Origin of the sequence: Streptomyces sp. NPDC047981 (genome assembly GCF_040653315.1) — a bacterium.
Classification (GTDB): Bacteria; Actinomycetota; Actinomycetes; order Streptomycetales; family Streptomycetaceae; genus Streptomyces.
Window position 1 is genome coordinate 14,833 of the sequence record NZ_JBEZNQ010000051.1, and the last position, 25,028, is coordinate 39,860.

At 69.0% G+C, this 25,028-nt stretch carries 24 protein-coding genes; 2 read left to right on the top strand and 22 right to left on the bottom strand.

Annotated elements, in window-relative coordinates:
• Positions 1–2 precede the first annotated feature (2 nt).
• The 8 genes from AB0E14_RS26605 to AB0E14_RS26640 form a co-directional block, all read right to left on the bottom strand.
• Entirely contained in the window at positions 3–587 is a 585-nt protein-coding gene (locus AB0E14_RS26605; RefSeq protein WP_362423101.1) for a hypothetical protein, read from the bottom strand.
• A 20-nt stretch (positions 588–607) separates the two neighbouring features.
• On the bottom strand, positions 608–1,234 hold the full coding sequence (locus tag AB0E14_RS26610) for a phage tail protein (protein ID WP_362423104.1): 627 nt from the start codon (positions 1,232–1,234) through the stop codon (positions 608–610).
• 55 nt (positions 1,235–1,289) lie between these two features.
• Positions 1,290–1,808 carry a phage tail protein gene (locus AB0E14_RS26615; protein WP_362423107.1) on the bottom strand — a complete coding sequence of 173 codons (519 nt, stop codon included), beginning with the start codon at positions 1,806–1,808 and terminating at the stop codon, positions 1,290–1,292.
• A gap of 48 nt (positions 1,809–1,856) precedes the next feature.
• Complete coding sequence (locus AB0E14_RS26620; RefSeq protein WP_362423110.1) at positions 1,857–2,738, bottom strand: hypothetical protein; 882 nt, start codon at positions 2,736–2,738, stop codon at positions 1,857–1,859.
• A gap of 2,206 nt (positions 2,739–4,944) precedes the next feature.
• Positions 4,945–5,115, bottom strand: a complete 171-nt coding sequence (locus AB0E14_RS26625) for a DUF6760 family protein (RefSeq protein WP_362423215.1) — start codon at positions 5,113–5,115, stop codon at positions 4,945–4,947.
• A complete protein-coding gene (locus tag AB0E14_RS26630; protein ID WP_362423114.1) occupies positions 5,112–5,480 on the bottom strand; it encodes a hypothetical protein in 369 nt (122 codons plus the stop codon). The genes AB0E14_RS26625 and AB0E14_RS26630 overlap by 4 nt, the downstream gene beginning before the upstream one ends.
• A 26-nt stretch (positions 5,481–5,506) precedes the next feature.
• The gene (locus AB0E14_RS26635) at positions 5,507–5,947 is read right to left on the bottom strand and encodes a phage tail protein (protein WP_362423117.1); all 441 of its coding nucleotides are present in this window, start codon (positions 5,945–5,947) and stop codon (positions 5,507–5,509) included.
• 69 nt (positions 5,948–6,016) lie between these two features.
• Positions 6,017–7,585, bottom strand: coding sequence for a phage tail sheath subtilisin-like domain-containing protein (locus tag AB0E14_RS26640; protein ID WP_362423218.1), 1,569 nt, complete (start codon positions 7,583–7,585; stop codon positions 6,017–6,019).
• Between the two features lie 176 nt (positions 7,586–7,761).
• On the opposite strand from AB0E14_RS26640, the gene AB0E14_RS26645 reads away from it, so the two are divergent.
• The gene (locus tag AB0E14_RS26645) at positions 7,762–8,370 is read left to right on the top strand and encodes a Pvc16 family protein (protein WP_362423120.1); all 609 of its coding nucleotides are present in this window, start codon (positions 7,762–7,764) and stop codon (positions 8,368–8,370) included.
• A 9-nt stretch (positions 8,371–8,379) separates the two neighbouring features.
• Here the strand turns inward: AB0E14_RS26645 and AB0E14_RS26650 are convergent, their stop codons facing one another.
• From AB0E14_RS26650 to AB0E14_RS26660, 3 genes are all read right to left on the bottom strand, one after another.
• Positions 8,380–9,009 carry a response regulator transcription factor gene (locus tag AB0E14_RS26650; protein WP_362423123.1) on the bottom strand — a complete coding sequence of 210 codons (630 nt, stop codon included), beginning with the start codon at positions 9,007–9,009 and terminating at the stop codon, positions 8,380–8,382.
• A 439-nt stretch (positions 9,010–9,448) separates the two neighbouring features.
• A complete protein-coding gene (locus AB0E14_RS26655; protein WP_362423126.1) occupies positions 9,449–9,640 on the bottom strand; it encodes a hypothetical protein in 192 nt (63 codons plus the stop codon).
• On the bottom strand, positions 9,637–10,587 hold the full coding sequence (locus tag AB0E14_RS26660) for a TerC family protein (RefSeq protein ID WP_362423129.1): 951 nt from the start codon (positions 10,585–10,587) through the stop codon (positions 9,637–9,639). The genes AB0E14_RS26655 and AB0E14_RS26660 overlap by 4 nt, the downstream gene beginning before the upstream one ends.
• Positions 10,588–10,929: 342 nt before the next feature.
• On the opposite strand from AB0E14_RS26660, the gene AB0E14_RS26665 reads away from it, so the two are divergent.
• On the top strand, positions 10,930–11,814 hold the full coding sequence (locus tag AB0E14_RS26665; RefSeq protein WP_362423132.1) for a hypothetical protein: 885 nt from the start codon (positions 10,930–10,932) through the stop codon (positions 11,812–11,814).
• On the opposite strand, the gene AB0E14_RS26670 is transcribed toward AB0E14_RS26665, so the two are convergent.
• The 11 genes from AB0E14_RS26670 to AB0E14_RS26720 form a co-directional block, all read right to left on the bottom strand.
• Positions 11,782–12,201, bottom strand: coding sequence for a hypothetical protein (locus AB0E14_RS26670; protein ID WP_362423135.1), 420 nt, complete (start codon positions 12,199–12,201; stop codon positions 11,782–11,784). The genes AB0E14_RS26665 and AB0E14_RS26670 overlap by 33 nt on opposite strands.
• A gap of 8 nt (positions 12,202–12,209) precedes the next feature.
• On the bottom strand, positions 12,210–13,148 hold the full coding sequence (locus AB0E14_RS26675; protein WP_362423138.1) for a helix-turn-helix transcriptional regulator: 939 nt from the start codon (positions 13,146–13,148) through the stop codon (positions 12,210–12,212).
• Positions 13,145–14,578 carry an FAD-binding oxidoreductase gene (locus AB0E14_RS26680; protein WP_362423142.1) on the bottom strand — a complete coding sequence of 478 codons (1,434 nt, stop codon included), beginning with the start codon at positions 14,576–14,578 and terminating at the stop codon, positions 13,145–13,147. The genes AB0E14_RS26675 and AB0E14_RS26680 overlap by 4 nt, the downstream gene beginning before the upstream one ends.
• A 242-nt stretch (positions 14,579–14,820) precedes the next feature.
• Positions 14,821–15,816, bottom strand: a complete 996-nt coding sequence (locus tag AB0E14_RS26685) for a hypothetical protein (protein WP_362423146.1) — start codon at positions 15,814–15,816, stop codon at positions 14,821–14,823.
• A gap of 161 nt (positions 15,817–15,977) precedes the next feature.
• Positions 15,978–17,333: an ATP-binding protein gene (locus AB0E14_RS26690; protein WP_362423149.1), complete on the bottom strand. Its 1,356-nt coding sequence runs from the start codon at positions 17,331–17,333 to the stop codon at positions 15,978–15,980.
• Positions 17,330–17,995, bottom strand: coding sequence for a response regulator transcription factor (locus AB0E14_RS26695; protein ID WP_362423152.1), 666 nt, complete (start codon positions 17,993–17,995; stop codon positions 17,330–17,332). Before AB0E14_RS26695 ends, AB0E14_RS26690 begins: the two co-directional genes overlap by 4 nt.
• A gap of 98 nt (positions 17,996–18,093) precedes the next feature.
• The gene (locus AB0E14_RS26700; protein ID WP_362423155.1) at positions 18,094–19,305 is read right to left on the bottom strand and encodes an ABC transporter permease; all 1,212 of its coding nucleotides are present in this window, start codon (positions 19,303–19,305) and stop codon (positions 18,094–18,096) included.
• Complete coding sequence (locus tag AB0E14_RS26705) at positions 19,302–20,135, bottom strand: ABC transporter ATP-binding protein (RefSeq protein WP_362423159.1); 834 nt, start codon at positions 20,133–20,135, stop codon at positions 19,302–19,304. The genes AB0E14_RS26700 and AB0E14_RS26705 overlap by 4 nt, the downstream gene beginning before the upstream one ends.
• Entirely contained in the window at positions 20,132–21,271 is a 1,140-nt protein-coding gene (locus AB0E14_RS26710; protein ID WP_362423162.1) for a peptidoglycan-binding protein, read from the bottom strand. Before AB0E14_RS26710 ends, AB0E14_RS26705 begins: the two co-directional genes overlap by 4 nt.
• The gene (locus AB0E14_RS26715; RefSeq protein ID WP_362423165.1) at positions 21,268–21,843 is read right to left on the bottom strand and encodes a hypothetical protein; all 576 of its coding nucleotides are present in this window, start codon (positions 21,841–21,843) and stop codon (positions 21,268–21,270) included. The genes AB0E14_RS26710 and AB0E14_RS26715 overlap by 4 nt, the downstream gene beginning before the upstream one ends.
• 198 nt (positions 21,844–22,041) lie before the next feature.
• On the bottom strand, positions 22,042–24,915 hold the full coding sequence (locus tag AB0E14_RS26720) for an AAA family ATPase (RefSeq protein WP_362423170.1): 2,874 nt from the start codon (positions 24,913–24,915) through the stop codon (positions 22,042–22,044).
• Positions 24,916–25,028 lie beyond the last annotated feature (113 nt).

Sequence of the window (25,028 nt, forward strand, 5' to 3'; positions counted from 1 at the left end):
CATCAGCCACCCCCGAGCATGCTGCGCACCGGGTCGCTGTTGGGACCGATGGCAGAGTCCATACCTGCGGGAACCCGCTCCGCTCCGCGATGCGCGTCGATCACCGCCCCGGACGGGGCACCGGGCCCGCCCCCATGTGCGTCCCCGAGCACATTGAGGGTGACATTCCGAACCTCCGCTCTGATGGGCCGCCCCTCCCTGGTGAAGCGTGTGTAGGTACAGTCGAAACGCACGAGTTCGACCTCGTAGTGAAACCCCTTTCCCACCGCCCCCCACTTGAATTCGAGAATCTCCCGGCGAGATTTCGATTCACCGTCGAAGACTTTCTGAGCAACCCAGTCCATGAGCAGCTTGACCACCGGTTGACATCCGTCTCCAGTAAATGTGAGAGGGGACAATATGAGCCTGGTCGAGCCCCGAGTCGCCAAGGCACTCCACGCGTTCCGATCGTCATCACCCTTTTTCGCACCCATCGGGTCCGAAAGGCCTTCGGCATTGTGTGAAATACTGATCTCGGACGGGTTGTACTCGAAATCGAGATTTTTCCCCCCGCCCGACAGCCTCGCCTTGGCGACGAGTCGCGTCATGGAATTCATGGGTGCACTGGTCACTGGTTACCCTCCAGGGCGGTCATGGAAGGCTCCGACTGCAGGAATCCAGAGTGCTCGAAGGAGATCTTCTCGGTCGCCACCGAGTTGCTCTGCGCGTTCAGGTCGGGCCCCACCCACTCCTTCGGCATCGCGTTCTTCAACACCCACCGGCTGACGACCCGTCCCCGGTGGTCGAAGAGCCTGATCGTCACGCTCTGACCCGCGTACTGCGCCCGATCGCCCTCGCCGTCGAATTCGTAGCCGGTCCAACGCATCGCCACGTTCGCCAGCCACTCCTGGACCTTGGGGGAATCCGTCTGAGTCATGACCCGTTCCAGGGTGACAGCGGAGTACCTGATACGGTCCGGGAGCAGGTCGCGGTCGAAGTACTCGCCGCCCTGGGCTATCTCCTTCGCGGTGAACTGCACCTGGAGACCGCGGCAGCTGGACCACAGGCCGAGGTCGGTGCCCCAGTCGTCCAGAGCGACGTGGAAGCGCATGGCGAGGCCGGCGCGCGGGTAGTCCGCCGGAGCGCGGCGTTGGGGACGGCCGTTGAACGAGGCCATGGCCTGCTTGGCCAACCCGGAAGGAGACAGGGACTGGGCCGGATGGGTCCAGCTCATACCCGGCAGTTTCTGTGTCATCTCGGTTCCTCGGTGCGATGCGGATGTCGGGGCTGCTGTGCTCGATGTACTGCTGTCAGTACATGTCGGGCAGCTGGGGGCCAGGATTGTGCGGCGCGAACTCATCGTCCACAAAACCTGAATGGACGATTTCCAGGGTCTCGATCGCCACCTTGCCCTGACCCGCGTTGAACTCATTAATGTTCCAGGCAGCCGGGAAGAACTCCCGCAGCTCCCACCACATCGCGTCGCCCATCCAGTTCACGAGACCCACCGCACCGGTGAGCGGCTCGCCCCGCACCGCGGTCTCGCTGAGCCATTCCTGGACCACCAGAGAGTCGCCACAAGCGGCCCGAGAAAGCTTTATCCGCTGGTATTTGGGGACGCTGGGATAGATCAGCGGATGGTTCCAGCGGTCACCCGATCGGTACTCGCACACCTGCCAGTTCACGGACAGGCCGGAAGCACTGGACCAGTCCCCCAGTTGGTACTGGCACCGGTCGATGGCCACAGTAAAGGTGTGCGCCATCGCCACGGAGCCGAAGAGCGCGTCGCTCCACTTGCTGGCGCTGCTCACCGCCTTCTTGAGCTGCATTGACTCTCTCTTCCGAAAACTGGACCGGGCCGGGGGTTGCAGTACGTGTCAGCCACGTGGGGTCAAAAGGCCGTGTCGCTCGCGTTCCACGACGAGTTCCCGCCGGACGTGCGCGAGGATGCGGTCGTAGAGTCGGCCGGCCAGTCTGTCGAGAACGGCCGGCTCGTCGAGGAGATGAGCGAGGGTCAGGCGGCTGTCCGGCAGCGCGGAGAGGAGCGCAGCCAACTCCGCTGACTGGTCGAGTGGGCCTTCGCCCCTGCCGCCCGTGCCGCCCGGTGGGCCACCGCCGAATGCGAACCCCGCGGGTGGGAGATCCCCCCCGCCCCCGGCGGAGAAGCTCACCGTGCCCGCTCCAGGCTGGGTTCCGCCGTCGAAGCCCGCCTCACCGCCCGAGGCCGACAGCACGTTCGACACCTCCGGCGGACCGGGGGTCCACGTCATGGCCGACGCCGGTGAGCCGGCCTCGTCCTTCCCCTCCCCCGGTCTCGTGACCGCGGCGCTGACATGGTGGAGAGGAAGATGGGTGTCGACCGCGCCGAACCACCTCAGCCCCGCTCGCTCGTGCGGACCGGCCGGAGCCGCGCCGGCGGCGGGAGCCGACGGAGCCAGTTCGCTTCCGACAGCCGCCAGCTGCACGACCTCGGCCATGCGCTCCGCGGACACCAGTTCGTCTTCACCGAAGACCCCGGGCTCCGCGGAAGGGCCGAGGCCCGTAACCGTGGTATCGCCGGACGGCGGGGAGCCGAGCGTCGCTCCTGCGAGAGGCGGAGCGACGTACTGAGGGACGGCGAACAGCGCACCGGCCGTCCTGCGGGAACCGTCGGCCGAGGACTGTGGCGCCGCGTCCGAAATCGACGGTACGGAATGCACCAGGCGTAGTGCCGGCACGGACCCTGCTACGGCCCAGTCCTCGCTCGGCTCGGCCGTCACCGCGGGGCCTCCGGTCTCAGCGGCGGCCTCGGGCGGCGCGACGTACTCGCTGTCCGCGAAGGCCGGGACCGCTGACGGCACAGTCGAGACCGGAAGGGACCTCGTGACAGGCGTGGGGAAGGCCAGGTGCGGAGCCGCTCCGGTGATCACGGGCATCGCGACCGGGCCCATGGCCGGCTGGAGGTCCGGTATCAGGGCGCTGACCACGGTGTGGGGGCGTCTGTGCTGCAGGGCCGGGTATCGCTGCTGGACGACATGCTGCGTGTCCACGACCGTCAAGGCACGCGCGGGAAGGCTCCGAGGCGCCGCCGCTTCGACGAAGGCTCCGTCGGTGGCCTCAAAGGTGCCGCCAGTGTCTGGCCCGGTGACGGTCTGAGGCATGACGAGGACAGCTCCGGCCCCGGTTGCCGTCCACGCATCTGCCGGATCCGCGGCCGCGTCAGGTGCGGTCAAGGGAACCGCGACGGGCGTTTGCGGGATGCGGTGACCGTCAGCCGGATCGACCGCCGATCGGGGCTCCGCCGCGCCTGCGTCGCTCTGGGCGTGTGGCGTCACGTGGGCAAGAGCCGGGCCGAGGTCCGGGGCCAGGGGCTCGCCGTCTCCGTGCCCGGGATGGGTGGCCGGTGCTACAGGGCCAGGCGCCCTGTCCGCCGTCACGGTGTCGTCGGCCGAGCGAACGGGTTCCGGGCTGCCGGCTGACACGGCTCCCGACGGCACATGCGGAGAGCGGCCGGACGACGTCCAGCTGTCCCGACCGTCCTCCGGCTCGGAAGTGGGCTCTGGGACGGAGCCCTCGAGGGAGGTGGGGGCGGCGAGGTGTGCGGCAGCACCAGTATCCGCCCGGTCCGTGGAGACGGGCGGCGGGCCGATGAAGGACGCTGTGTCGTCCTCCGTCGGCGCGTCGGATTCCGGTTCGGCCGCTGTACGCGAAGGGCTCCGCTCCGGCAGTTGGGACCCTTCGGCAGCAGCAGGACGCGAGGAGCGAGCGGAGCGGTCCATCGGCCGAGAGGGGTGGTTGCGCACGTGGGGCATGCTCTGCCTGGACTGTTCCCCCTGTCTCAGGCTCCACGCGGCCTCCCAGCTGGGGACCGAGAGAGGCGCCGTGGCCGCCGAACCGGTGTCGGACGGCCGGACGTCGTGTTCGTCGCCTGCCTCGTCCTGCTCGCCCGGCGTGTCGCCATCGTCGACCGACGGGACCACGTCCGCCACCGGATCTGACGGGGGCGCGAACCCGGCTGGAGCAGGCCCGTCGTCGGCCTGCCGTTGTGAGGCGGATACCGAATCGATTGCAGGGAACTCAAGGTCGGCCTGAACCGCCGGCTGTACCTCGGCCATCGGTGCGTCCGTGTCCGTGCTCTGCTCTCCGTCGGCCCCGGGCTGGCGCCTCGTTCGCTGAGCAAGGCCCCGCCGCCGAGATTCGGCGAGATTGGCACGGCGGGCGCCCGGCGACGCAGGAGCGGCTGAAGGGAAGCTCTGTGGCTGTGCGACGGGCACGGTCGGCGCCCCGCCGGGAGGACGGTACTCCTCCATACGGGCCCGGACGAACGACGGCAGTACGTCCACACCCTGAAGCTTCGCGACCAACTCGGGGGTGCGGAACTCGTCGAGTCGGCGGTCCCACTCGGAGCGTGGCGGAGGCGGTGTCACCGGTTGAGGCTCGCCGACGTAGTCATCGGTGGCGCGGGTGAGCACAGGCGCTTCCTCCGGTGCGGCCACCGCGTCGGTGCTGGCACCGGTGCTCGGCCCGACCACCGGAACGCGACGGAGTGGAAGAGCGACGCCGAGGTTCCCCGGTTCGGCGTTCTCCGGCACCACGGAGTCGTGCGACGCGGGCCTGAGCGGTTCCGCGCCGGGCAAGTCCTCCGCGACTCGCGATGACGAGGGCGGGATGGGCGTGGCCGCGGGTCGGCTGACGAGGGAGTCCACACGGCCGCGCGGCGCGGCGGCTCGCCGCGGGGAAGCGGGCCGGTGGATGAGCGACCGCGTACCGGCCGTGGCGGTGCCTGCCCGCCCTGTCGCGACGACGGTCCACGGTGTGGCATGGATCGTCGTGCGCAGGACGGGCAGCCGCCGCCACGAGGCAGGTCCTCGCCTGGTGCCCACGGAAGATGTCGTCGCGAAGGCACGCCCTCTGCGGAACAGAGCGCGTACCGACCTCCACGGCCACCGCATGATCGCCTCCTCTTCGTGGGTCCACAGGGGGAATTCAGTCACCCGATCCGTCGGGATCGGAGATTTTCAGGTTGATCCGGCCGATCTCCTCGATCACCCTTTGGCGTGCTGGGTGCTCCAGGTCGAGAATCGAGTCGGCGGGCCAGTGCAGGTAGTAGGCGACGTAGACGACCTCCTCCCAGAGACGGTCGGCCGAATACGTCAGGATTCCCCCGAGGCCTCACCGGCGACATCGACAAGGAAGGAGTTGTCGCAGGACGGGCAGTTCACTTCTGCCTCGGTCCTGCCTTCCTGGTTGATGCGCCGGTACAGGTCCTGGAGGAACGCGAGATCCGACGCGAACAGGTTCTCGATCGTGTCGGTTCCCACGTTCGTGACGGAGCCCAGCCGGGTGACGGTCCGGCTCAGCAGGAGAACCGTGAGGTAGGCGGGGTTCTGCTGAACCTTCGGATCCACCTGCGGGGCGATCTCGTCGCGAGCTGTCGCCAGACGCATGAGACCTTCGCGATGGACGCGGCCTTCGGAATCGACATATCCGCGAGGGAGAACGAACGGGTATTCCGTCTTCATCTCCCTGCCCGTGACATGTGCGTCCGTCACGACGATCCACCGGGCAGCGGCGCCGACTGGATGGACTCACAGGTGAAGGTGACACTTTCGAGAACGACCTCGGACGCGCCGGCCTTGAGGTTGCCCACCTCGACCTTGCTCGGCCAGGCTCCTGTCAGCATGTACGCGGCGAGGACGGGCTTGCTGTCGCCCGGCGAGTTCGGGTGACCCAGGATCGACAGGGTCCCACTCATACGAGCGGCCGCGGCACCCGCGCGCGCCATCACATGCCATGCGAACAGCGCTCCCGAACCGTCGACGCCGCGCTTCAGCGTGACGGTGGGGGGCTTCGTCTTGCCGAACTGCTTGGTGAGCGTGGTGTTTCCGTCCCGGGCGTTGCTGGCGATGTACTCGACGGGCTCGATCTCGCTCGTGATTCCGGACAGCTCCGAGAAGTACGAGGGAGCGGTTCCGTCGAACGAGACCATGAACCCAGCGGCAACGAGTGCGACCGGGCCTCCGCTATTTGCTTCAGACATAGTTCTCAGCCTTTCCTGCTATTCGTCGAGGGAAGAACCCTGGGAGTACTGCGAGAGTCGGAAGATGACGAACTCGGCAGGCTTTACGGGCGCGATGCCGATGTCGATCGTCAGGATGCCGGCGTCACGGTTCTCCGGCGGGTTGTTCTCTTCGTTGCAGCGGACGAAGAATGCCTCCGACGGGCTGCGCCCGAACAGCGCGCCGCTCCGCCAGACTCGCGTCAGGAATACGGTGACGGTGCGCCGGACGCCTTCCCAGAGGTAGGGGTCGTTCGGCTCGAACACCACCCAGTTGGTGCCGTCGAGGAGGGACTTCTCCACGTAGTTGAAGAGCCTCCTGACGTTGAGATAACGCCATTCCGGGTCGCTCGAGAGAGTGCGCGCTCCCCAGATGCGTACGCCCTGGCCAGGGAACGCACGAAGGCAGTTGACGCCGATCGGGTTGAGAATGGCCTGCTCACCCTTGGTGATGGCCAGCGCCGGGGAGAGTACGCCCCTCATGATCTCGTTGGCCGGTGCCTTGTGGACGCCCCGTGTGTCGTCGTTGCGGGACCATACGCCGGCGACGTGGCCGCTCGGGGGGATGAACTCCGCCTTCTTGTCCAGCGGGTTCATGACCTTGACCCACGGCCAGTACAGGCCCGCGTACTTCGAGTCGAAGTTGGAGTACTCCTGACGCCACTCGCGGACCTGCTGCGCGTTGAGGTCGGGCAGCGGGTCCAGGATCGCGACCCGGTCGCCCATCAGCTCGCAGTGCGCGATCAGCTCCAGCTGGACCGCCTTGACGCCTTCCGCGTCGATGACACCCTGCTGATACGCCGCCATGAGGTCCGGCACGGAGACCATGGTGATGTCGTCGATCGCCTCCAGGCCGGAGAGACCGGTGCGTGCGGCGGTGTCGCCCACGTACAGACCGGGAGAGATCTCCGGCTGAGCCTCCGCAGGCACGTTCGCGGGACGGACCGGGGCCAGAGCTGCCTTTGCCCCCTTGGCCGGGCGGGCGAGAGCAGCACCCTTGATCTCTTCGAGCGTGATCAGGGGGGACTGCTTGACCGCCGTGAGAACGTTGGCGGGACCCTTCTTGGTGGAGACGTTGTCGTACACCTCCTCCACCTTGCCGTCGCGGCGTACGACCAGCTTGAAGAGGTCGTCGCCGCTGTCGGTGGCGTCCTCCACCTCGACGCTGACGGGTCCGCCGTTGGCGGAAGCTCCCTCGGCCCGCAGTCCCACCGTCAGCGAGGGACGCGCACCCCCGACGCCGGCCAGTTCGGCGCGAGGCGGGGGGGAAGCCTCCAGCTCCGCCGGCGGCTTCTGAGGAGTCACCCCGGCTCCCAGGCTCACGATGTACGCGTTGCCGCCACCGTTGAGGAAGTAGCCGTATACGGCCTGGGGCAGGTAGGCACCCGGAACGAAGTCACCGAAGACGTTCGTGAACTGGGTCCAACTGGTCACCAGCACGGGTTCGTTGAAGGGGCCCTTCTGAGTGAATCCCACAAAGGCCGCCGTAGCGGTACCGACACCCTCGATCGGCTTGATTCCCGAGGATGTCTCTTCTACGTAGACACCTGGGGTCAGGTAATTGGGCACGCGTGCCTCGCTTTCGTGTGCGATGCAGCCGATTCTTACCGTTGGAACGCCAGCGGTGGAGCGACGGTCAGACATCCATTCAGTCACGTCCGACTGCACGAAAGGGAAGGGGAGACAGCGCCACGTCATGCCCTTTCGCCGGATGTTTCGTGGACATCCACAGCGACGATGGTCCGATGATGGATGCAGTCACGCTGTCCCTGGAGTCCTGGCTGCGCCGTGTTGTGCCGACGGCAGCCCTCTGCTTCGACTCCCCCGCGAACGAATTTCCCCAGCAGGCGTCGGGGAGCGCGATCCGCGCCTTCCTCTACGACGTGCGCGAGGAGGAACATGGACGGAGCGGCAGCATGTACCTCCGCGATTCAGCCAACAAGGTCGTGGCACGGCTGCAGCCCGTGCGGATCCTTCAGTACTCCTACCAATTGACCTCGTGGGCCCCTGGCTGGCAGGAGTGCTACCGCGTTCTCGGCGAGGTGATGCGCGGGGCCGCGACCTACTCCGCGATACCCGATGAGTGCCTGCACGCGTCGCTCACCGAGTTCCGCTCCGGAGCCGTCCGCCTCATCCTGGCGCCGCCGGACCCCGTGCCCTTCCCCTGGGCGGGTACGGCTCTGCCGCCCTCCCCCGTCCTGCACCTCCAGGTGATCGCTCCTCTGCAGGCGTCCGCGGACACCGATCTGGAGCAGTCACCTGAGAAGGTCGACATCGGTCTGGGTGCCACGGAGCCGGACAGGGAGCCACTCCAGCGCAGGGTGGTCCGGCCGCGAGGCCGGATCGAGGAATAGCGAACGGCCTCAGATCAGGCCTTCTCGGATGGCATAGGCCACGGCATGCGAGCGGTTGCGCAGGTGAAACCGATGAGTGACGTCGTGGAGGGTGTTCTTCACGGTCCGCTCGGAGTACGAGAGGTGGGCGGCGATCTCCCGAGTGTCCATGCCGTCCGCGACGAGCTTCAGCACTTCGCCCTCGCGCTCGGTGAGTCCGTTGAAGCGCAGGCCGCGCGGCGCGAGCACCTGCCGCTGCACCTGAGAGACCTGCTTGAGCAGCCGGCCGAGGAGATCCGGGGGGACCACCCCCGCGCCGCGGTTGACGGAGCCGATGACCTGCACCAGCCGGTCCGCCGTGGCCTCCCGCCGCCGCACGAGCCCCGCGACCCCGGACTCCACGGCGATCATGAGACCGACATCGTCCAGCTCGGAGACCACGACCACCGCGTCCTCGAGCCCCTTGCTCCGGACGGCGCGCAGGAGGCGGAGCGCCTCCTCGTCCATCTCGTCGGCGACGATCAGGGCAACGGTCTCGGGAGTGATCTGGTGTTCCTCGGTGATCCAGATCTCGCCCCGGGCCTTCAGCGCGGCGGCGATCCCCGCCTCGGAGATGGGATCCGATGCCTTGACGTGAACGAAGATGCGATCGACTGACATAGGGTGCCCCTGCTCTTTCCAAGGTCGCTGCCCCCGTACACCTGCCGATCGAGGGCCGTTCTCGGCTTTGCCCGAACAGCCTCCCTTTTCGAAGGGGGGCGAAACCATAGCCGGGGACGGGGACTTCATGCACCAAGTCGGTGTTACCCCGCCGTAGACCACCTCGGTCTGTGCAGAATTTAAGAAATACCAAGGAGTAACCATGCCCGAAGGGGAGGCCGGGCGGTCGCCCGACCGTCTGCCCTTACGGTCACGGGACGGAGCGGGGCATCGCGCCTGTGCGCGCACATACAGCGCGTGACCTCGCCGAATTCGACACACCGAATCCCAGCCCGCGTCCGTACGGCACGCATAGATCGCACCGACCCGCTTCCGGGACGTTACTCTGAGTGACACGCTATCGGTCCATGCTCATGATCGGCTCACGAACGCCATGCCCTCAGATGGTGGTCGTGTCTCCCTGGCGGGGCTCCCCCACCGCGTCGGTGCGCCCTCGCGGGCATCGCAGCCGTGTGCCGAGACGGAAGGCCCCCGCAGCCGCGGCTCCGACGAGGAGGAGGACGGCCAGTCCCCAGGCGCGGGCTTCCGCGCTGTCATTGAGCACGGTCAGGACGTGCGTGACGTCGTTCATGAACGCTCCTGCTTCTTCGAGGCGATGAGGCTGGTGATCGTGGTGATGATCAGAACTCCACAGATGACCGAGAGCGAGAACGGGATGGAGATCTCGGGGACGTGGACCCCGGACTCGTGCAGTGCGTGCAACACCAGCTTCACACCGATGAAGCCGAGGATCACCGACAGGCCGTAGCTGAGGTGGACCAGCTTCTTGAGCAGTCCGCCGATCAGGAAGTACAGCTGACGCAGGCCCATCAGGGCGAAGGCGTTGGCGGTGAAGACAATGTACGGGTCCTGCGTCAGGCCGAAGATCGCCGGGATCGAGTCGAGGGCGAAGAGGACGTCGGTGGTGCCGATGGCCAGCATGACGACCATCAGCGGGGTCAGCACCCGCTTGCCGTTGACCTTGATGAAGAGCTTCGTGCCGTGGTACTTGTCCGCGACGCCGAACCGCTTCTCGACCGACTTGAGGAGACGGTTCTCCTCCCACTCGTCCTCGTCGTCACCGGCACGCGCCTCCTGGATGAGCTTCCAGGCGGTGTAGATCAGGAACGCGCCGAAGATGTAGAAGACCCAGGAGAAGCTGGCGATGATCGTGGCGCCGGCGGCGATGAAGATCGCGCGCAGGACCAGGGCGATCAGCACACCGACGAGCAGCACGCGCTGCTGGAGGTGGGAGGGCACCGAGAACTTCGCCATGATCAGGACGAAGACGAAGAGGTTGTCGACGCTCAGCGACTTCTCGATGATGAACCCGGCGAAGAACTCCCCCGCCGCCTGGCCGTTGCCGAACATCGCCAGCTCCAGGCCGAAGAGGACGGCGAGCGCGATCCAGACGATGGTCCAGATTCCGGCTTCCTTGACCGACACGTCATGGGGCTTGCGCCCGATGAGGAAGTCGATCGCGATGAGGGCGGACAGACCGAGAACGGTCGCCACCCAGAGAGTCGTCGAAACATCCACTGCGTGCTCGTCTCCAGCTGTGATCGGCGCTGATGCCTGCGCTGATCGATGTCCTCACGCGAGCAGCGGCTCCTATCGTGCGGCCTGGGCCGTGCCGAGTGAGGGCCTGCTGGGAGGCCGAAAGTGCCATTCGTTCGCCACCCAGGTCTGCCCCGTCGCCCCGTCCGAGGAGGATTCGGCGGCCCCACGGTGGGACCTGTTCGAGGGTCCGCAGGAGCGGCACGGACCAAAGGGCAGCCGGACGGGCAGAAACTTTGTCCCACGAAGAGGTTCGGGTCGCCGTTTACCCGGCCGGGGCCGTGCAGGAGATTGGCAGGTAAAGCGCGAGGAGCGATGTGAACAGTGACTGACGACGAATTCGACACGTTCACCAGGGGCGTCTACGAGCAGGTGCTCTGGGTGGTCAGCATCACGCTGGAGGAGAGTTCGGACGCCTCCCCCGGCACTGTCACGAATCTGCTCTATCACGCGCTGAGGGAACCCCAGGTCCTGTGGACCGAAGGTGCTCAGGACTCCCTCGCGAGGAACTGGCATACGGTCGAGCTGTCCCTCGCACGGTACCTGGAGCTCGGCCACGATCTCGAGACGCGGTCGGCACGGGAAGCGATCTGGCAGGAGATCGAGGAAGCGTTCTGGCGCATCACCCCGGAACTCGCACACGGGCTCATCGCGACGGAAGCCTCCACGGAGCAAGCGACACAGGGCTTCTACGAGTCCCCCAGCCTCAGCGGGGCGGCCCACGACGACTACGCCTTCACCTCCGCCCCGCACCCCGCCCATGCCCGGCAGGGCGCCGCACCCGTCCGCGACCACGAGCCGGGAGCTGCTGAACGGCGCAGGACCCAGCGCGCCCAGCGGGCCCTCGAGAACGCGCGGAGGCTTCTGCAGCGCCTCGACTGGGGCGAGGTCGACGCGCAGAACGGTCACCTTCTGAAGTCCCTGAAGGTCGGGGGGCGTCTGGAAGTGCTCTGGGTCAAGAGCCTCGGCAGGATCGTCGTCGGCCGCCGCAACCCCGCCTTCGAGACGGTCGCCGCAGTACAGAAGATTGCCGGAGTCGGGGTCTGCGGCGGCTCCCTGCAGCTCACCAGGAAGCCTCCTCTCCTCGGCGGACTGGGCAGGGCCGACGTGACGGGCCTGCCCCCGGGGGAAATCGACACGGTGGCACGGCTGTTCCACGCCCACAAGATCGAGGTTTCACCGACGGTCTCGGAGCGCTGGGCTCGCTGAGCCCGTTCGGCCCACGGCCGGCGCACGCCGGGATCGGGCGATGTCCAGGTAGTCGACCGACCCGTCCCACGTGGTGAAGTAGGCGCCGACGATACCCACGGCCGCCAGCAGCCGCTGGCACCGTTCGCAAGGGCGTGCCATGACCGGCTCGCCTGCCGCGTTGACCCTGGCCACGTAGATGACCGTCCCGGCCGGGTTGCGCACCCGCCGCACCGCCGCCTCCTCCGCGTGGAAGGTGGCGTGGTGGAAGTCCACTCGGGGCGAATTGCGACGACTGTTCGAACGCGTCGCCAGAACCCGCGGTCCGGCGGCGATCACGGCCCCGACGCGGTGACGGCACGGGGAGTAGAGCGCCGTCCTCTTCGCGAGTTCGATGTGCGAGCCCACTTGTCTCCTTATGACGCCTGCGGACGGCCCGCCGCGTCGACGAGTCTGCGGAAGTGCTGGCGTGCGCTCGCCAGCGTGCGCGTCGTCGTCGCGTGATCGGTCGCGTGCGCCCTGAGTTCGGTGAACGCCCTCTCGTAGGCGTCGATGTCGTCCCACTCGTCGAGGTACGTACCGCCTCGCAGGTGCTGCTGGTACACCACCGCCTGGGAGCGAGGGGCGTCGAACGCGTCCTCCCAGGTGACGATCTCGAACGGGCCACACGTCGCGGTCGGTTGGACACCGGCGCCGAAGGGGAGGATCCGCAGTTCCACGTTGCCTGTGTACGCGAGCGCCATCAGGCGGTCGCACTGCTCCACCATGACCTCCCGGCCGCCGACCACACGGCGCAGCACGCCTTCGTCGAGGACGACGACCAGCCGGAAGGAGCGGCGGCTGAGCACTGTGAGGCGTCTACGGCGCGCGCTGTCGGCGTCGTCACACGGAGCGCAGGGACGCCCCGGGCCCGGATCGCCGCGAAGTGCCAGCGCGTACCGGCGCGTCTGCAGGAGTTCCGGGACGACTCCACCGGAGTAGAGACGGACGTGTCTGGCTGCGGCTTCGAACGAGAGAAGGGGCCTCTGGTGGGCCGGCAGCTCCGCCTGCGACCACCATCCGTCGTTCTGCCCCTCCACGAGCTCCGCCAGGCAGCGCTGGTCCGCCGGCGACGCCCCGCACACGGCGGCGAGCGCCAGGACGGTGTCTCTCGTGTAATTCCTGATGTCCTGCCACATCTCGTACCGATGAACGGTGGCCGGGGAGACCCCGATAGCCCTGGCCAGTTGGCTCTGGGTCAGGTGGGCGTCGTGACGCAGGCGGCGGAGCGTTCGCGCGATCACGAAGCGGGCCGCCGGGCCGGCGCAGGCCACGGTCGGCCCGGCGGGAACGGGGGAGAGGACAGGGACGTTCACAGCTGGGCCTTAGGGGCGATGTTGGGGTTGTACCGGAACATGTTCGTGGGGTCGTACTCCGCCTTGAGCGCCCGGAGCGTCTCGTACGCGGCGGTCGAGTAGGCCCCGCGCAGTCGTTCGCCGCTGTGCGGCCCGGCAACGAAGTTGGGAAGAACGCCCCGGGCGGACCAGGGAAGGAGAGCCTCGATCAATTCGTCTTGGCGGCTCTTGAGGCGCTCGACATCCGCGTCCAGCGTCACACGGGCGACGGTGAAGAGGTTGAAGGCGGCGTCCGGGTGGTGTCCGAGGGCGCTCGCGCACGGGGGTCTGCGGGCCAGTGCTCCTCCCATGTGGCGAAGTTCCAGTACGAACGGAGCCTCGGCGTCCGCGCCGGCCAGTCTCTCGATGGCGTCGATCGCCTCCGGCGCGAGTTCGCTGAGCAGCATGCTGCGGCTGACGGTCGCCATCGGCTCGGTGGGATCGGCGTGGATACGGCCCGAGAAGCGGTAGGGCATGGGTGCCGTCGTGTCGTGCAGCAGCGGCGCGGCGTCCCGCAACGGAGCGAGGAGGCCGCGGGCGTCCGACGCCGCTCCGGGGTAGGCCACGCGGAGGTGGACGACGAACCGGCCGCGAAGGGCCGCGGCCACCCAGGGGGACGACCGGCGGATCCGCCTCAGGCAGACGGAGGTGCTCATGGCGTCGGGAACGCCCGACGTCCACTGCGCGTAGGCGTTCAGGAAGGCCCGGGCGTGGCTGCCGTCGAAGAACAGGCCGCCGCCGAAGAAGTCGTCGACGGGGAAGAGGTCGATCTCGGCGGAGGTGACGGCGCCGAGATTCCCCCTGCTGCCGCGGAGCCCCCAGAAGAGGCCTGGGAGGTCGCGGCGGGAGGCCACCTGGGTCTGCCCGTCGGCGGTGACGACGCTGAAGCTGTGGACGTGGTCGCCGGCGCTTCCGAAGCTTCGGGACAGCAGCCCGAGCCCGCCGCCCAGGAGGTAGGAGATCGCTCCGACGTCGGGAGCGGAGCCGCTCAGAGGCACCAGTCCCCATGGTGCGGCCGCGTCGATGACGTCGCTCCAGCGCGCACCGGCGTCCACGTGCGCGGTCCTGGTACCGGCGTGGACGCGTACCCTCCTCAGGCGTGAGGTGTTGACGAGGATGCCGCCCTCGTCGGCGGGGACGCAGGCGCCGTGCCCCGTGGCCTGGATCGCCACGCCGAGGCCGTGCCGGCCCGCGTACCGGACTGCCGCCGCGAGGTCATGGGGATCTCCCGCGACGACGACGAGTGCGGGGCGGTGGACGACGCTCTCCTCGAATCCGCGCTTCACCATCGCGTAGCGGCGGCGGCCCGGAAGTACCACTGAGCCGACGACCTCGCTCCTGAGCTGCTTGAGCGAGGCCGGTGTCAGGGCGGAGCGTACGTTCCCGACGGGCGGGCTGCTGCTGATGTCCACGGACACTGATGACCTCCGGCAGAGAAGATGTGGTCCCGGAGCTGTCGTGACCGTTTTCTCAGGCTTCGCTCTCGATTTTTCGCGAGGAGCCGACGCGCGGAGCTGCCGATGGGGCAGCCGAAAGTGCCAGGTCACCGGCGCCCGCTGTGCCCGGAAGGGCAATGCGGGCGCATGCGTCTCGCTTGTCCTCCGCCTTGACTGCTGTCCGGCCGGGGACACGCCACCGGCCGCCGCTCCGTCGTTCAACTCGCTCCCGACGACGACTCTGACGTCGAACCCACGCCCGGCGAGGTCGAGGACGAACTCGGCGAGGGAGAGGGCGACGGCGGATCCGTGTCCGACGGCGAGGGCCTGGGACTCGGCGTCGGCTTTGGAGTGGGACTCGGCTTCGGCTTCGGAGTGGGACTCGGCTTCGGCTTCGGAGAAGGGCTTGGTGACGGGGTCGGGCTGGGGCTCGGGTCCGGCGAAGGATCCGTCTGTGACACCGTGGCTCCCGAGAACCGCGCGATCCAGCCCGTCACCGTGTCGGCGTACTCCGACGACCTGTTGTAGCTCAGGATGGCCGCGCGCAGCTGCTTCGGGTCCGACAGGTCCCGTCCGTTCGCGCACAGATAGCGTCCGGCTGCCAGCGCGGCGTCGTAGATGTTGTGCGGGCTCGCGACCCCGTCCTGGTTCCCGTCCGTTCCCCAAACGGCCCACGTGGTGGGGATGAACTGCATCGGCCCCACCGCGCGGTCCCAGCGGGTGTCCCCGTCCAGCCGGCCGTCGTCGGTGTCGGAGATGGAGGCGAACCCGGCTCCGTTGAGCGCCGGCCCGAGGATCGGGGTGAGCGTCGTCCCGGAGGCGTCGACAGCGCCACCACGGGCCTGGTTGGACTCCACCTGTCCGATGCCGGCGAGTATCGCCCAGGTCAGGTGGCAGCGTGGTTGTGTCGTCGCGAGCCGTCCCTGGGCATTGAGGTACGCCTGGTGTACGACGGCCGGCAGACTGACATGCCCGCCCTTGGTCGAGACGGTGCGGGATCCCCCTGAAGCGGCGGGTGGCGCGACGTTGGGCGCGATCGCGGAACCGCTCGGTTTCGTGAACGGCCGGGACACCGCCTGCGAGCCCGGATCGAGTTGTTCCTCGGCGGCTCCCGCCGGCTGGGGGTCGGACTGCACTCCGAGGGTTACGGCGACCACCGTGGCGGCGATCGCCACCGCGGCGAATCCCTGCGTGGCGCGCTGGAGGGCTGCCATGTCCTTTGGACCCCTGATTCCTTGAGTCGGCGGGCCCATAGCCGTCCGGGGCGGGGCCCGGCTCACGGATGACGACCCGTACCCGAGTCATCCTGGCAAGGCAGCCGTCGCCGGTCAGGCACGTAGGGGAGGTTGAGGGGGCAAAGGAAGTGCCCGAGGGGTCATCTCGGGAGATCCACCGACACTTCCAGCCCGTCGGGACTGAGCGGCACGGCTCTCAGCGTGCCGTTGTGGGCGCGGACGATGGACTGCACGATGGCAAGTCCGAGACCGTGCCCGGACGCGCGGCCGGAAGAGCACGCCGCACGGGTGTCCAGTCGGTGGAAGGGCTCGAATGCCTGGTCCACGGCGTCCTGGTCGAGCTTCGGGCCGGTGTTGCGCACGGTGAGCCGCGCTCCGCCCGCCGGGGAGCGGGTGGTGGTCACCGTCACGGACCCGTTGCGGTGGTTGTGGCGCACGGCGTTGTCGACAAGATTGTGGACCAGCTGTCGCAGCAGGGTGCGGTCGCCGGTGGTGCGCGCCGGGCTGCTCGGTCCGGCAAGCTCCACCCCGGCCTGATGTGCCTGGGGTTGGGCCTGCACGCAGACCGCACGCGCCAACTCCTCCAGATCGACGGGCTCCCTGGAAATCGCTCCGTGGTCGGCGCGGGCGAGGGTGAGCAGGGCCTCGGTGATCTCGGTGGAGCGTCTGTTGAGGACGAGTAGTTGCGGTCCGGCCGCCCGCAGGTCTTCGTGCTCCGGTGAGGCGAGCGCCACCTGGAGGATGGTCCGCATGCTCGCCAGAGGAGTGCGCAGTTCGTGCGAGGCGTTCGCCGCGAACCGGCGCTGCGCCTGGAATGCCTGTTCGAGGCGGCGGAGCATCGCGTTGAAGGTGTCCGCCAGTTCCCTGATCTCGTCCTTCGGCCCGGAGAGATCGATGCGCTCGTGCAAGGTGGAGTCGGCGATTCCTCTGGCGGTCGCTGTGATCTGCTGCAACGGCGCCAGCATGCGGCCGGCCACGAGCCAGCCGACGACAACGGAGATCAGCAGCAGCAACAGGAAGACGACGGCGCTGAACACGAGGAGCGCCTGCAGGAAGTCCGCCTTGGTGGAGACCTCCAGGGAGAGCAGGCCCGGTGCGGCCTGGGCCGTGTCTGAAGCGGTGAAGTCCGGGAGCGGGCCGGGGCCTGTGGCGACGGCCTCCGGGAGCATGCCCGGGTCCTTGGCGGGATCGGTCCCCGACGGGCTCGGCCCAGGACCTGTGGCGGTCGGGGTCAACGACGGACTCGCGCTCAGGCGGGGGTCCGGCATCGCCGAGTCCGCAGCGGCCCCCGGCAGGTCCGGGCGCGCCCCGCCCGTCTCGGGCCCCAGGGTAGGCACGGCTGCCTGGGTCAGGGCCTCGGAGTAGCTCGGGCCGAACCGCATGAAGAGGTAGAGCAGTCCGGCCATGGCGGCGGCCGAGGTCGCGAACAGGACCCCGTACGTCAGGGTGAGCCTCGCACGGATGGTCAGCCGGGTACGGGGCGCGGCGGCTCTCACGGAGAGGTCCCGAGGCAGTAGCCGGCACCGGTCCTGGTCTGCAGGAGGGACGGCTCGCCGAGCTTGCGACGGAGGGTGGACACCGTGACGCGCACGGCCTGGGTGAACGGGTCGGCGTGCTGGTCCCAGGCCTTCTCCAGCAGGGTCTCGGCGCTGACCACCCCGCCCTGCGCCGTCATGAGAATGTGGAGTACGGCGAACTCCTTGCGGGTCAGCCGCAGATAGCGTCCGTCGCGGTACGCCTCACGGCGGAAGGGGTCCAGCCGTATCCCGCACCATTCCAGTACGGGTGGGGGCAGCGTGCCGGACCTGCGGTGCAGGGCGTGCAGCCGGGCGACGAGCTCGGGGAAGTCGAACGGTTTGGGCAGGTAGTCGTCGGCGCCGATTCGCAGCCCGTGGACACGGTCGTCCAGGGAGGACGCCGCGGTCAGCATGAGGACGCGCACGGAGCCGTGCCGTTCGACGATGTGGCGGCACACCTCGTCACCGTGGACGCGGGGCAGGTCGCGGTCCAGGACCACGACATCGTAGTCGTGGGTGGCGATCTGCTCCAGAGCAGCCTCTCCGTCGGGGGCGTGATCGGCGGCGATCGCCTCCCGCCTCAGGCCGTTGACCAGGGCCTGCGCCATGAACGGTTCGTCTTCGACAATCAGCACGCGCAAGGTGTTCTCCTCCTGTGCCTCGACGCGGAGCGGGTCGGGGACCGGCCACAGGTCACACGTCCGTCGTCCGCCCCGCGAGAGCGGACGACGGACATCCGCTACGGAGCTGCGAGGGCGACCGTCGGCGGGGTGCCTGCGGCACGCAGAGCCGGGTACAGCCCGGCGACCGCGCCGATCACGGCGGTGGCGGCGACGCCTCCGGCCAGAGCGGTCAGGGGGATGGCGGTGGGCCAGCCCTGGCTGAGAGCATAGCCCGTGGTCACGGCCGCGCCGAGGATCGCTCCACCGAGGCCTCCGAGGCAGGACAGGAGCAGTGCCTCCACAAGGAACTGCCGGGAGATGTGCCGCCGTGTCGCGCCGAGCGCGCGCCGCAGTCCTATCTCACCGCGTCGTTCCATGACCGCTATGACCATGGTGTTGGCCACGCCGATCCCACCGACCAGCAGGGCCACGGCCCCGAGCCCGACGAGCAGCCCGGTGAACGATGCCTCCGCCGCCTGCCGCGCCTTCAACGCGTCGGAGGGCCGGCTGACGGCGACCAGCTGCGGGTCCTCCGCATTGGCCGCGCGCGCCAGTTTTCTCCGCACGCTCTCCACGAGCTCGTCCGAGGAACGCTCGTACACCTTTGTGGGGCGACCGTCGTAGCCGAGGTACCGCTCGGCCGCCGCGTTGTTGACGAGTACCGCGGTGTCGAGTTCGGGAGCGAGCGGCACGGGATCGAGGACGCCGAGCACTGTGAAGTACCGGTCGCCGATCCAGATGCGTTCACCGGCGTTCGTGACGCCCAGGCGGGAGGCGGCCCGCTGGCCGAGGACCGACGTCGGATAGAGGTCGGGGGCCCGGTCCAGCCAGCCTCCCCAGCGGAGGTCCGCCTCCAAGGCGTCGAGCAGCTGGGTGTCGGTGGCGAGCACGCTCAGGGCATTCGACTCGGCGGGGTCGACGCGGGCGTTGCGGTACGCGTTCACGTCCTCGAGCGCCCCGGTGCCGCTGACGGTGTCCACGCCGTCGGCCCGGGCGATGGTCGACACCACGGTCACAGGCAGGGGCGCGCGCTCCCCCGTCTGCGGGTCCTTCCCCGGCTCGATGGTCAGCAGGTTGGTGCCCAGCTTGTCGAGTTCGGCGTCGAGGTTCGCCTGGCTCGACGCCGAGATGCCGATGACGGCGATCATCGCGGCGATCCCGATGGCGATGCCGGCGGCGGAGAGCACCGCGCGCAGAGGGCGGGTACGCAGGCCGTTGAGGCCGAGGCGGAGGAGGTCTCCTCCGCGCAGGCGCGAGGCCCCGGGGGTGTCGGGGGTGTCGGGATTCATGCGGGCTCCTGGGCGGGTCGTGGCCCGGTCGCCGTGGTGTCGGATGTCCGCGTCGCAGGTCCGGTGTCACGGTGGGTCCGGGCGGGCACGTGGGCGTGGGATCCGTCCCTGACGTCTTCCACGAGCCGTCCGTCCCGCATGACCAGTCGGCGCGGCAGGCTTTCGGCCAGCTGTGTGTCGTGGGTGATGACGACGACGGCCGTGCCGGAGGCGTGCAGGTCGCGGAGCAGGTCCACCACCATGGCGCCGGAGCGGGTGTCCAGGGCACCGGTGGGCTCGTCAGCCAGCAGGAGGGCCGGTTTGCCCACCACGGCGCGGGCGATGGCGACCCGCTGCCGCTCGCCGCCGGACAGCTCGTGCGGTCGGTGGTCCAGCCGGTGGCCGAGGCCGACGCGGTGCAGGGCCTCGGCGGCACGCTTCCGCCGTCGCAGCCGCGACAGTCCGGTGTACAGCAGGCCGTCGGCGACGTTGTCCAGGGCGCGGGTGCCGCCGGAGAGATGGAACTGCTGGAAGACGAAGCCGATCCGGTGCGCGCGCAGCGCGGACAGCCTGCGGTCGTCGAGCTTGTCCACTCGCTGTCCGTCGACCACGACCCGGCCCGACGTGGCACGGTCCAGGGTGCCTATGAGGTGGAGCAGGGTCGATTTGCCGGAACCGGAGGGGCCGACGACGGCGACCAGTTCCCCGGCCGAGACACTCGTGGTGACGCCTGTGAGCGCGTGGACGCGGTGCGGTCCTTTGCCGTAGGAGCGGCTGACGTCGGTCAGCTCCACGACGGGAGCGGTACTGCAGACCGGTTCCCGCCCGGCCTGCTCGAGGGGATCGGTCACAGCGTGGGCACCCCCACACGCGCCCCTTCCTCGATGCCGGCGCCGCTGACCTCCACGTGTCCGTCCGCGAACGCGCCCGTCTTCACCTCGACGGTCTTGACAGCGCCGTCGTTCACGAGCTGCACCGCGTAGCCGCCCCCGTCGGCCGGCAGGAGCGCGATGACCGGGACGGAGAGGACGTCCTCGGCCTCGATCCGCCGCAGCACCACGACGATGTCCGTGCTCTGCGTGTTGTCGAACAGTCGCGTGGATTCCATCCGGATCGCGATCGGGACGACCTTCTTGCCGTCGGCGTTCATCTTCTCGGTCCCGACGGAGGAGATGGTGCCCTTGACCCGCTTGCCGTTGAGGAGTTCGACCTCGGCCTTCGCTCCTTGCACCGCCAGATCCTGCTCCTTCGCCGGAACGTCGGCGGACACGCTGTGATCGAACCCGGTGACCCGGAGAACGTTCTGCGCGGGCGCGATCGGATCGCCGACCCGCACCGCCGCGCTCGCGACACGCAGCCCGCCGGTGGCATAGACGACACGGCCGAGTTCGATCGTGCCGGTCGTCTCAAGCCCGTTGTTCTTCTGCCAGCGTTTCACCGCGGCCTCGGTCTTCTCACTGAACTCCTCGTCCACGGTGAAGCCGGTGTAGCCGAGTTCCGCGAGGTTCTGCTCCAGCATGCGGACGTCGTCGCCGTCCGCCATCCCCTTCTTGAACTCCCTCCAGGCGGGCAGCGAGCCCCGCAGCAGGAAGACGGGCCTGTTGTCGACGGCGTAGAGGCGTTCGCCCGGGTTCACCGCCGCGTTGGCCTTCGGGGTCCAGGTGACGATGCCGGTCAGATGGTTCTTGATGTCGCGTCCGCCGGAGAGCTGTACCGCCCCTGCCGCGTGCACCTCGGACACCAGATCGCCCCGGACGATGTCCCGTGTCTCGGCCGGCAGCCGGTCCCCCGCGGTCGTGGGGGCAGGTGGAGACTGCCGCATGTAGGCCATCCCGGTGGCCGCTGTGGCGGCCACCGCGCCGAGCGCGATGACGACGAACGCGGCGCGTCGCCGACCGCCGTAGCGCCTGCGCCGGGGGTGGGCGGCAGCGTCCGGCACGGACAGTGACGGAAGCTGGTCCGTACTCTGCCCGTCCTGTTCCGTCACTTCTCCCCCATCACCTTGTCGAGGTACTCCCGCAGCGCGTCACCGGTCTCCTTGCAGGCCGCGATCGCCCGGTCGAGCACCGGGTCCTCGCCCGGCATCTTCGGCATCTGCGCCGTCTCCGTGGTCTCAGGAACCACGTAGCCGTTCTCCCGCAGGCACTGCTGCTCCCTGAGCGCGAGCTCCTGGTACTTCTCATCGCTTGCCAGACCTCCGCTCCCGGCCTGCTGCTGCTGCGCGCCCGGCGCCTTCCCGCACTCCTTCTCGGCCTTGTCCAGGACGGACTCCGAGACCTGCTCGGGCAGTCTCGGCGCCTCCCCCGGCTTGGGGTCCGCGACGTCGACGCCGTTCTTCCGCATGCACGCGGCGTAGATCACACCGTCGTCCTCGACCGCCGTTCCGGTGTCCGTCTGGGTGCCGCTGCCCGTCGTCTCGGTCGGTCCGTCGGCCTGAGGGGTGTCCTGCGTGGTGGTGGGCTCCGCGTTTCCCGCGCAGGCCACGGCTCCCGTACCCAGCAGCAGGGCTGCCGCCGCGGCGACGAGACCGCGGCGCCAGCGGTGGACCGACGATTCCATAAGTGCCTCCAGGACTGGGCTCCGGCATGGAGCCGGAGCGTCGCGTGGTGTGACCGGTGCCGGCCCCGGGGGGAATCGGTTCGCCCGGCAACCGGTCACGGGTGTCATTGCACCCGACCGCGCGTTGCGCGCCCGTGAGGGAATTTCCTTACCTTTACGCAAGGTGGGCGGTGCCGGTCCGGAACACCGCACCGTGGTCTAGCGAGGGTCGCCCGCGGGGGCGGTGAGGTCCCTGTCCCGCTGCACCTGGTCACGCAGCTCCCGGCGGTTGGCCAGCCCGAGCTTGTCGTAGATGTGGCCCAGGTGATACTCGACGGTCTTGGAGCTGACGAAGAGTTCGTGCGCGATCTCCTTGTTCGTCAGACCCCGGCCGATGAGGAGCGCGACGTCACGCTCCCTGCCGGTGAGCTCCGCGGACCTCCTGGCTTTCGTGCGCGGGGTGCCGTGCGACGAGGTGGGCACGTCCTGGGCGCACCGTTGGAGGAAGGGCTGGGCGCGCATGCGCTGGAGGCGCTCGCGCGCCTGACCGAACCACGTTCCGGCGTCCGCGGAGAACGCCGACGCGGCCAGCACCCGGCCGTAGGAATGTTCCAGCATCGCCCGATGCAGGGAGACGGCTTCTCCGGGCTCAACCTGACCGAGCCCTCGCTCGTACGTCGCGCGCGCTCGGACGACGTCGCCGACGCTCTCGGCGTGCCAACCGGACAGCCACGCCGCGGCGGTCCGCAGACACGTGACCTCCTGTGCCGTGGTCTGGAGCCGCGTGACAGCGGCCTCGGCCTCATCGCGGCGTCCCAGGCCGATGAGCGACTCGGCGTGGAGTGGGAGCCAGAACACCTGGTCGAGCTGTGGCCAGCCGCCCTCGGCCCGCGTGAGCGGCTCCACGGCTTCGAGCATCGCGCCGTGGTCGCCCCGGGCCTGCGCGAGGATCGCCCGGCTCATCGCCGCCCATGTGGAGGCCTGCTCCCCTCCGACGAAGCGAGCCCAGCTCTCCGTGGTACGCAGACCCTCCTCCGCCGCACCCCACTCTCCTCGCCCTGCGGCGAGCCACGTGGCGACGGCGTGCTCGAGGGGCTGGGCCGCGGCCCAGCCCTCTCCGTTCGATGTGATCTCCAGTGCGTGCTCGACGTTGAGGGGAACACGGTCCCAGTCTCCGAGGAGGTACTGCACGGCCGCCGTGCCCAGGTACGCCCAGTCGGGGAAAGCGGACGCCCCGTGGGACCGGCCGAGGGCCAACGCCGTCGCACAGTCCTGGATGCCTGGCTCCAGCGTCCCCGACTGGATCCGGAACCAGCCCTGCATCGTCAGCAGGAATGCCTGGGCGGGCTCGCCCTTGGCCGCCGCGGGAACGACCAGCTGCGTGATCGGGGCCAGTTCCCGCAGCGCCGCCCGGGGTCCCTCCGCGAGTCCGAGACCGGTACTCAGGTTGGCACGGGCCCATGGTGAGTCGGGCACCATCGCCAGGACCTGCTTCGCGGCCTCCGCCCCCTCGCCCTGGCGCCCCAGGAAGTTCAGGACGCTGCTGATCCAGATGCGCGCCATGACCCCGGTCCAGCCGTCCTGTTCCTGGTCGCTCCGCGTCAGTGCGTCGGCGAAGTGGGTCTCCGCCGCCGGGAACGTGCCTCGGGACATCGCGTCGGCCCCCAGGACCAGGCTGCGCAGGGCGCACGGGGCCGTCGCCTGGACGCGGGGCAGCAGGGAGGCGACGCGCGTGTTCCGGTTGAAGGTCGCCAAGCGCGCTGCGGCGGTGAGGAGATGGCGCTCGCGCTCCGGTCGCTCTGCTGCGAGGTCGGAAGCCCACAGGAGCAGCGTCGCCGAGCGTTCCGCCTCACCGGCGGCGAACTCCTCGTCCGCCGCCTCGACCAGCTCACCCGCCAGTTGGACATCGGTGGGTTCGGCGGCGGCCACGCGGTGGGCCCAGGCCGCGCGCCGGTCCACCAGGAGCGCCGCCTTCGCGTGCAGACGCCGCAGGCGCTCCGGGGGGACGGCTTCGGTGATGGCCTGCTGCTGCAGTGAGTGGGCGACCTCCACCGGCCGTGAGGGCTTGCTCGGGTGCCAGCGCACCAGTCCGGTGGCCAGGCCGGCTTCGAGGGCGGGGTGCGGGGCTTCCACCCCCGCCACTTGGCCGACGAGAGCCAGCGGGGTCGGCGTTCCCAGGACGGCGGCGGCTTCGACCAGGGCTCGGGATGCCTCCGGCATCCCGAGCAGTTCAGAGCGGATGGCAGTGGCCAGCGATGACGGCACGGGCAGCTCAGCCGACGGGTCCTCAGCCAGGCCCGCGTCGGCCAGTTCCGCCAGAACGGTGTTCATGTACAGGGGATTGCCCCCGGTGTGCCGCTGAAGATGTTCGGCAACGGACAACCGGACCCGCCCTCCGGTGGCCCGGTCGAGCAGCTCGGCCGCCTCCTGCGTCGACAGCCCCCCCAGGGGCAGTCGGAGGTTCATCCTCGAACTGTCGAGCAGCCGGCGCAGTATCTCGTCCAGCTCCGGATTGGTCCCAGGTCCCGCGGTGCGCGCCGTGCACACCGTGAGCAGGGCATCGGCATCGAGCCTTCGCTGGACGAAACCCCAGGACTGCAACGAAGCCGTGTCCGCCCAGTGCAGATCCTCGATCAGAACCCCGACGGGGTGCTCGCCCTGCAGGGTCCCCATGAGTGCGAGCAGCTGCATGCCTACCTCGAAGGGCGGGGCTGTCGTGGGGACCGGGCCCTTGAGGAGGGGAAAGTCCTCCAGTAGTTCCGCCGGGAGCGGGGCGATGAGCTGCTGGATCATGCCGAAGGCGAAGTCCTTCTCGAAGAGATCGCAGCGTGCCCGCAGTACGACGAAATCGTCAAGAGCCCCGGTCGCACGCCAGCGCCGCAGCAACTCGGTCTTGCCTACGCCCGCCTCCCCCTGGATCAGCACCACCCAAGGACGTTGTGCCGTGACGACATCCGCGGCACATTCACGCAGCTTCGCGAGTTCGGCCTCTCTGCCGACAAACAGACCCTCATCACCCATAGCAACCATCCTGAGAGGCTGTCCCGGTTCTCTGTCCCACGCTAGTCCCGGACCGAGGCTCATCCCAGGCATTCAGGACACGGAGCAGAACCTCCCGCCGACATTTCGGCACACCGGCACCGTGGGTAATGTAGCCGAAACCCAGCGTCATCCATGTCCGGCATGCTGATGCGATTCGGTGCTCT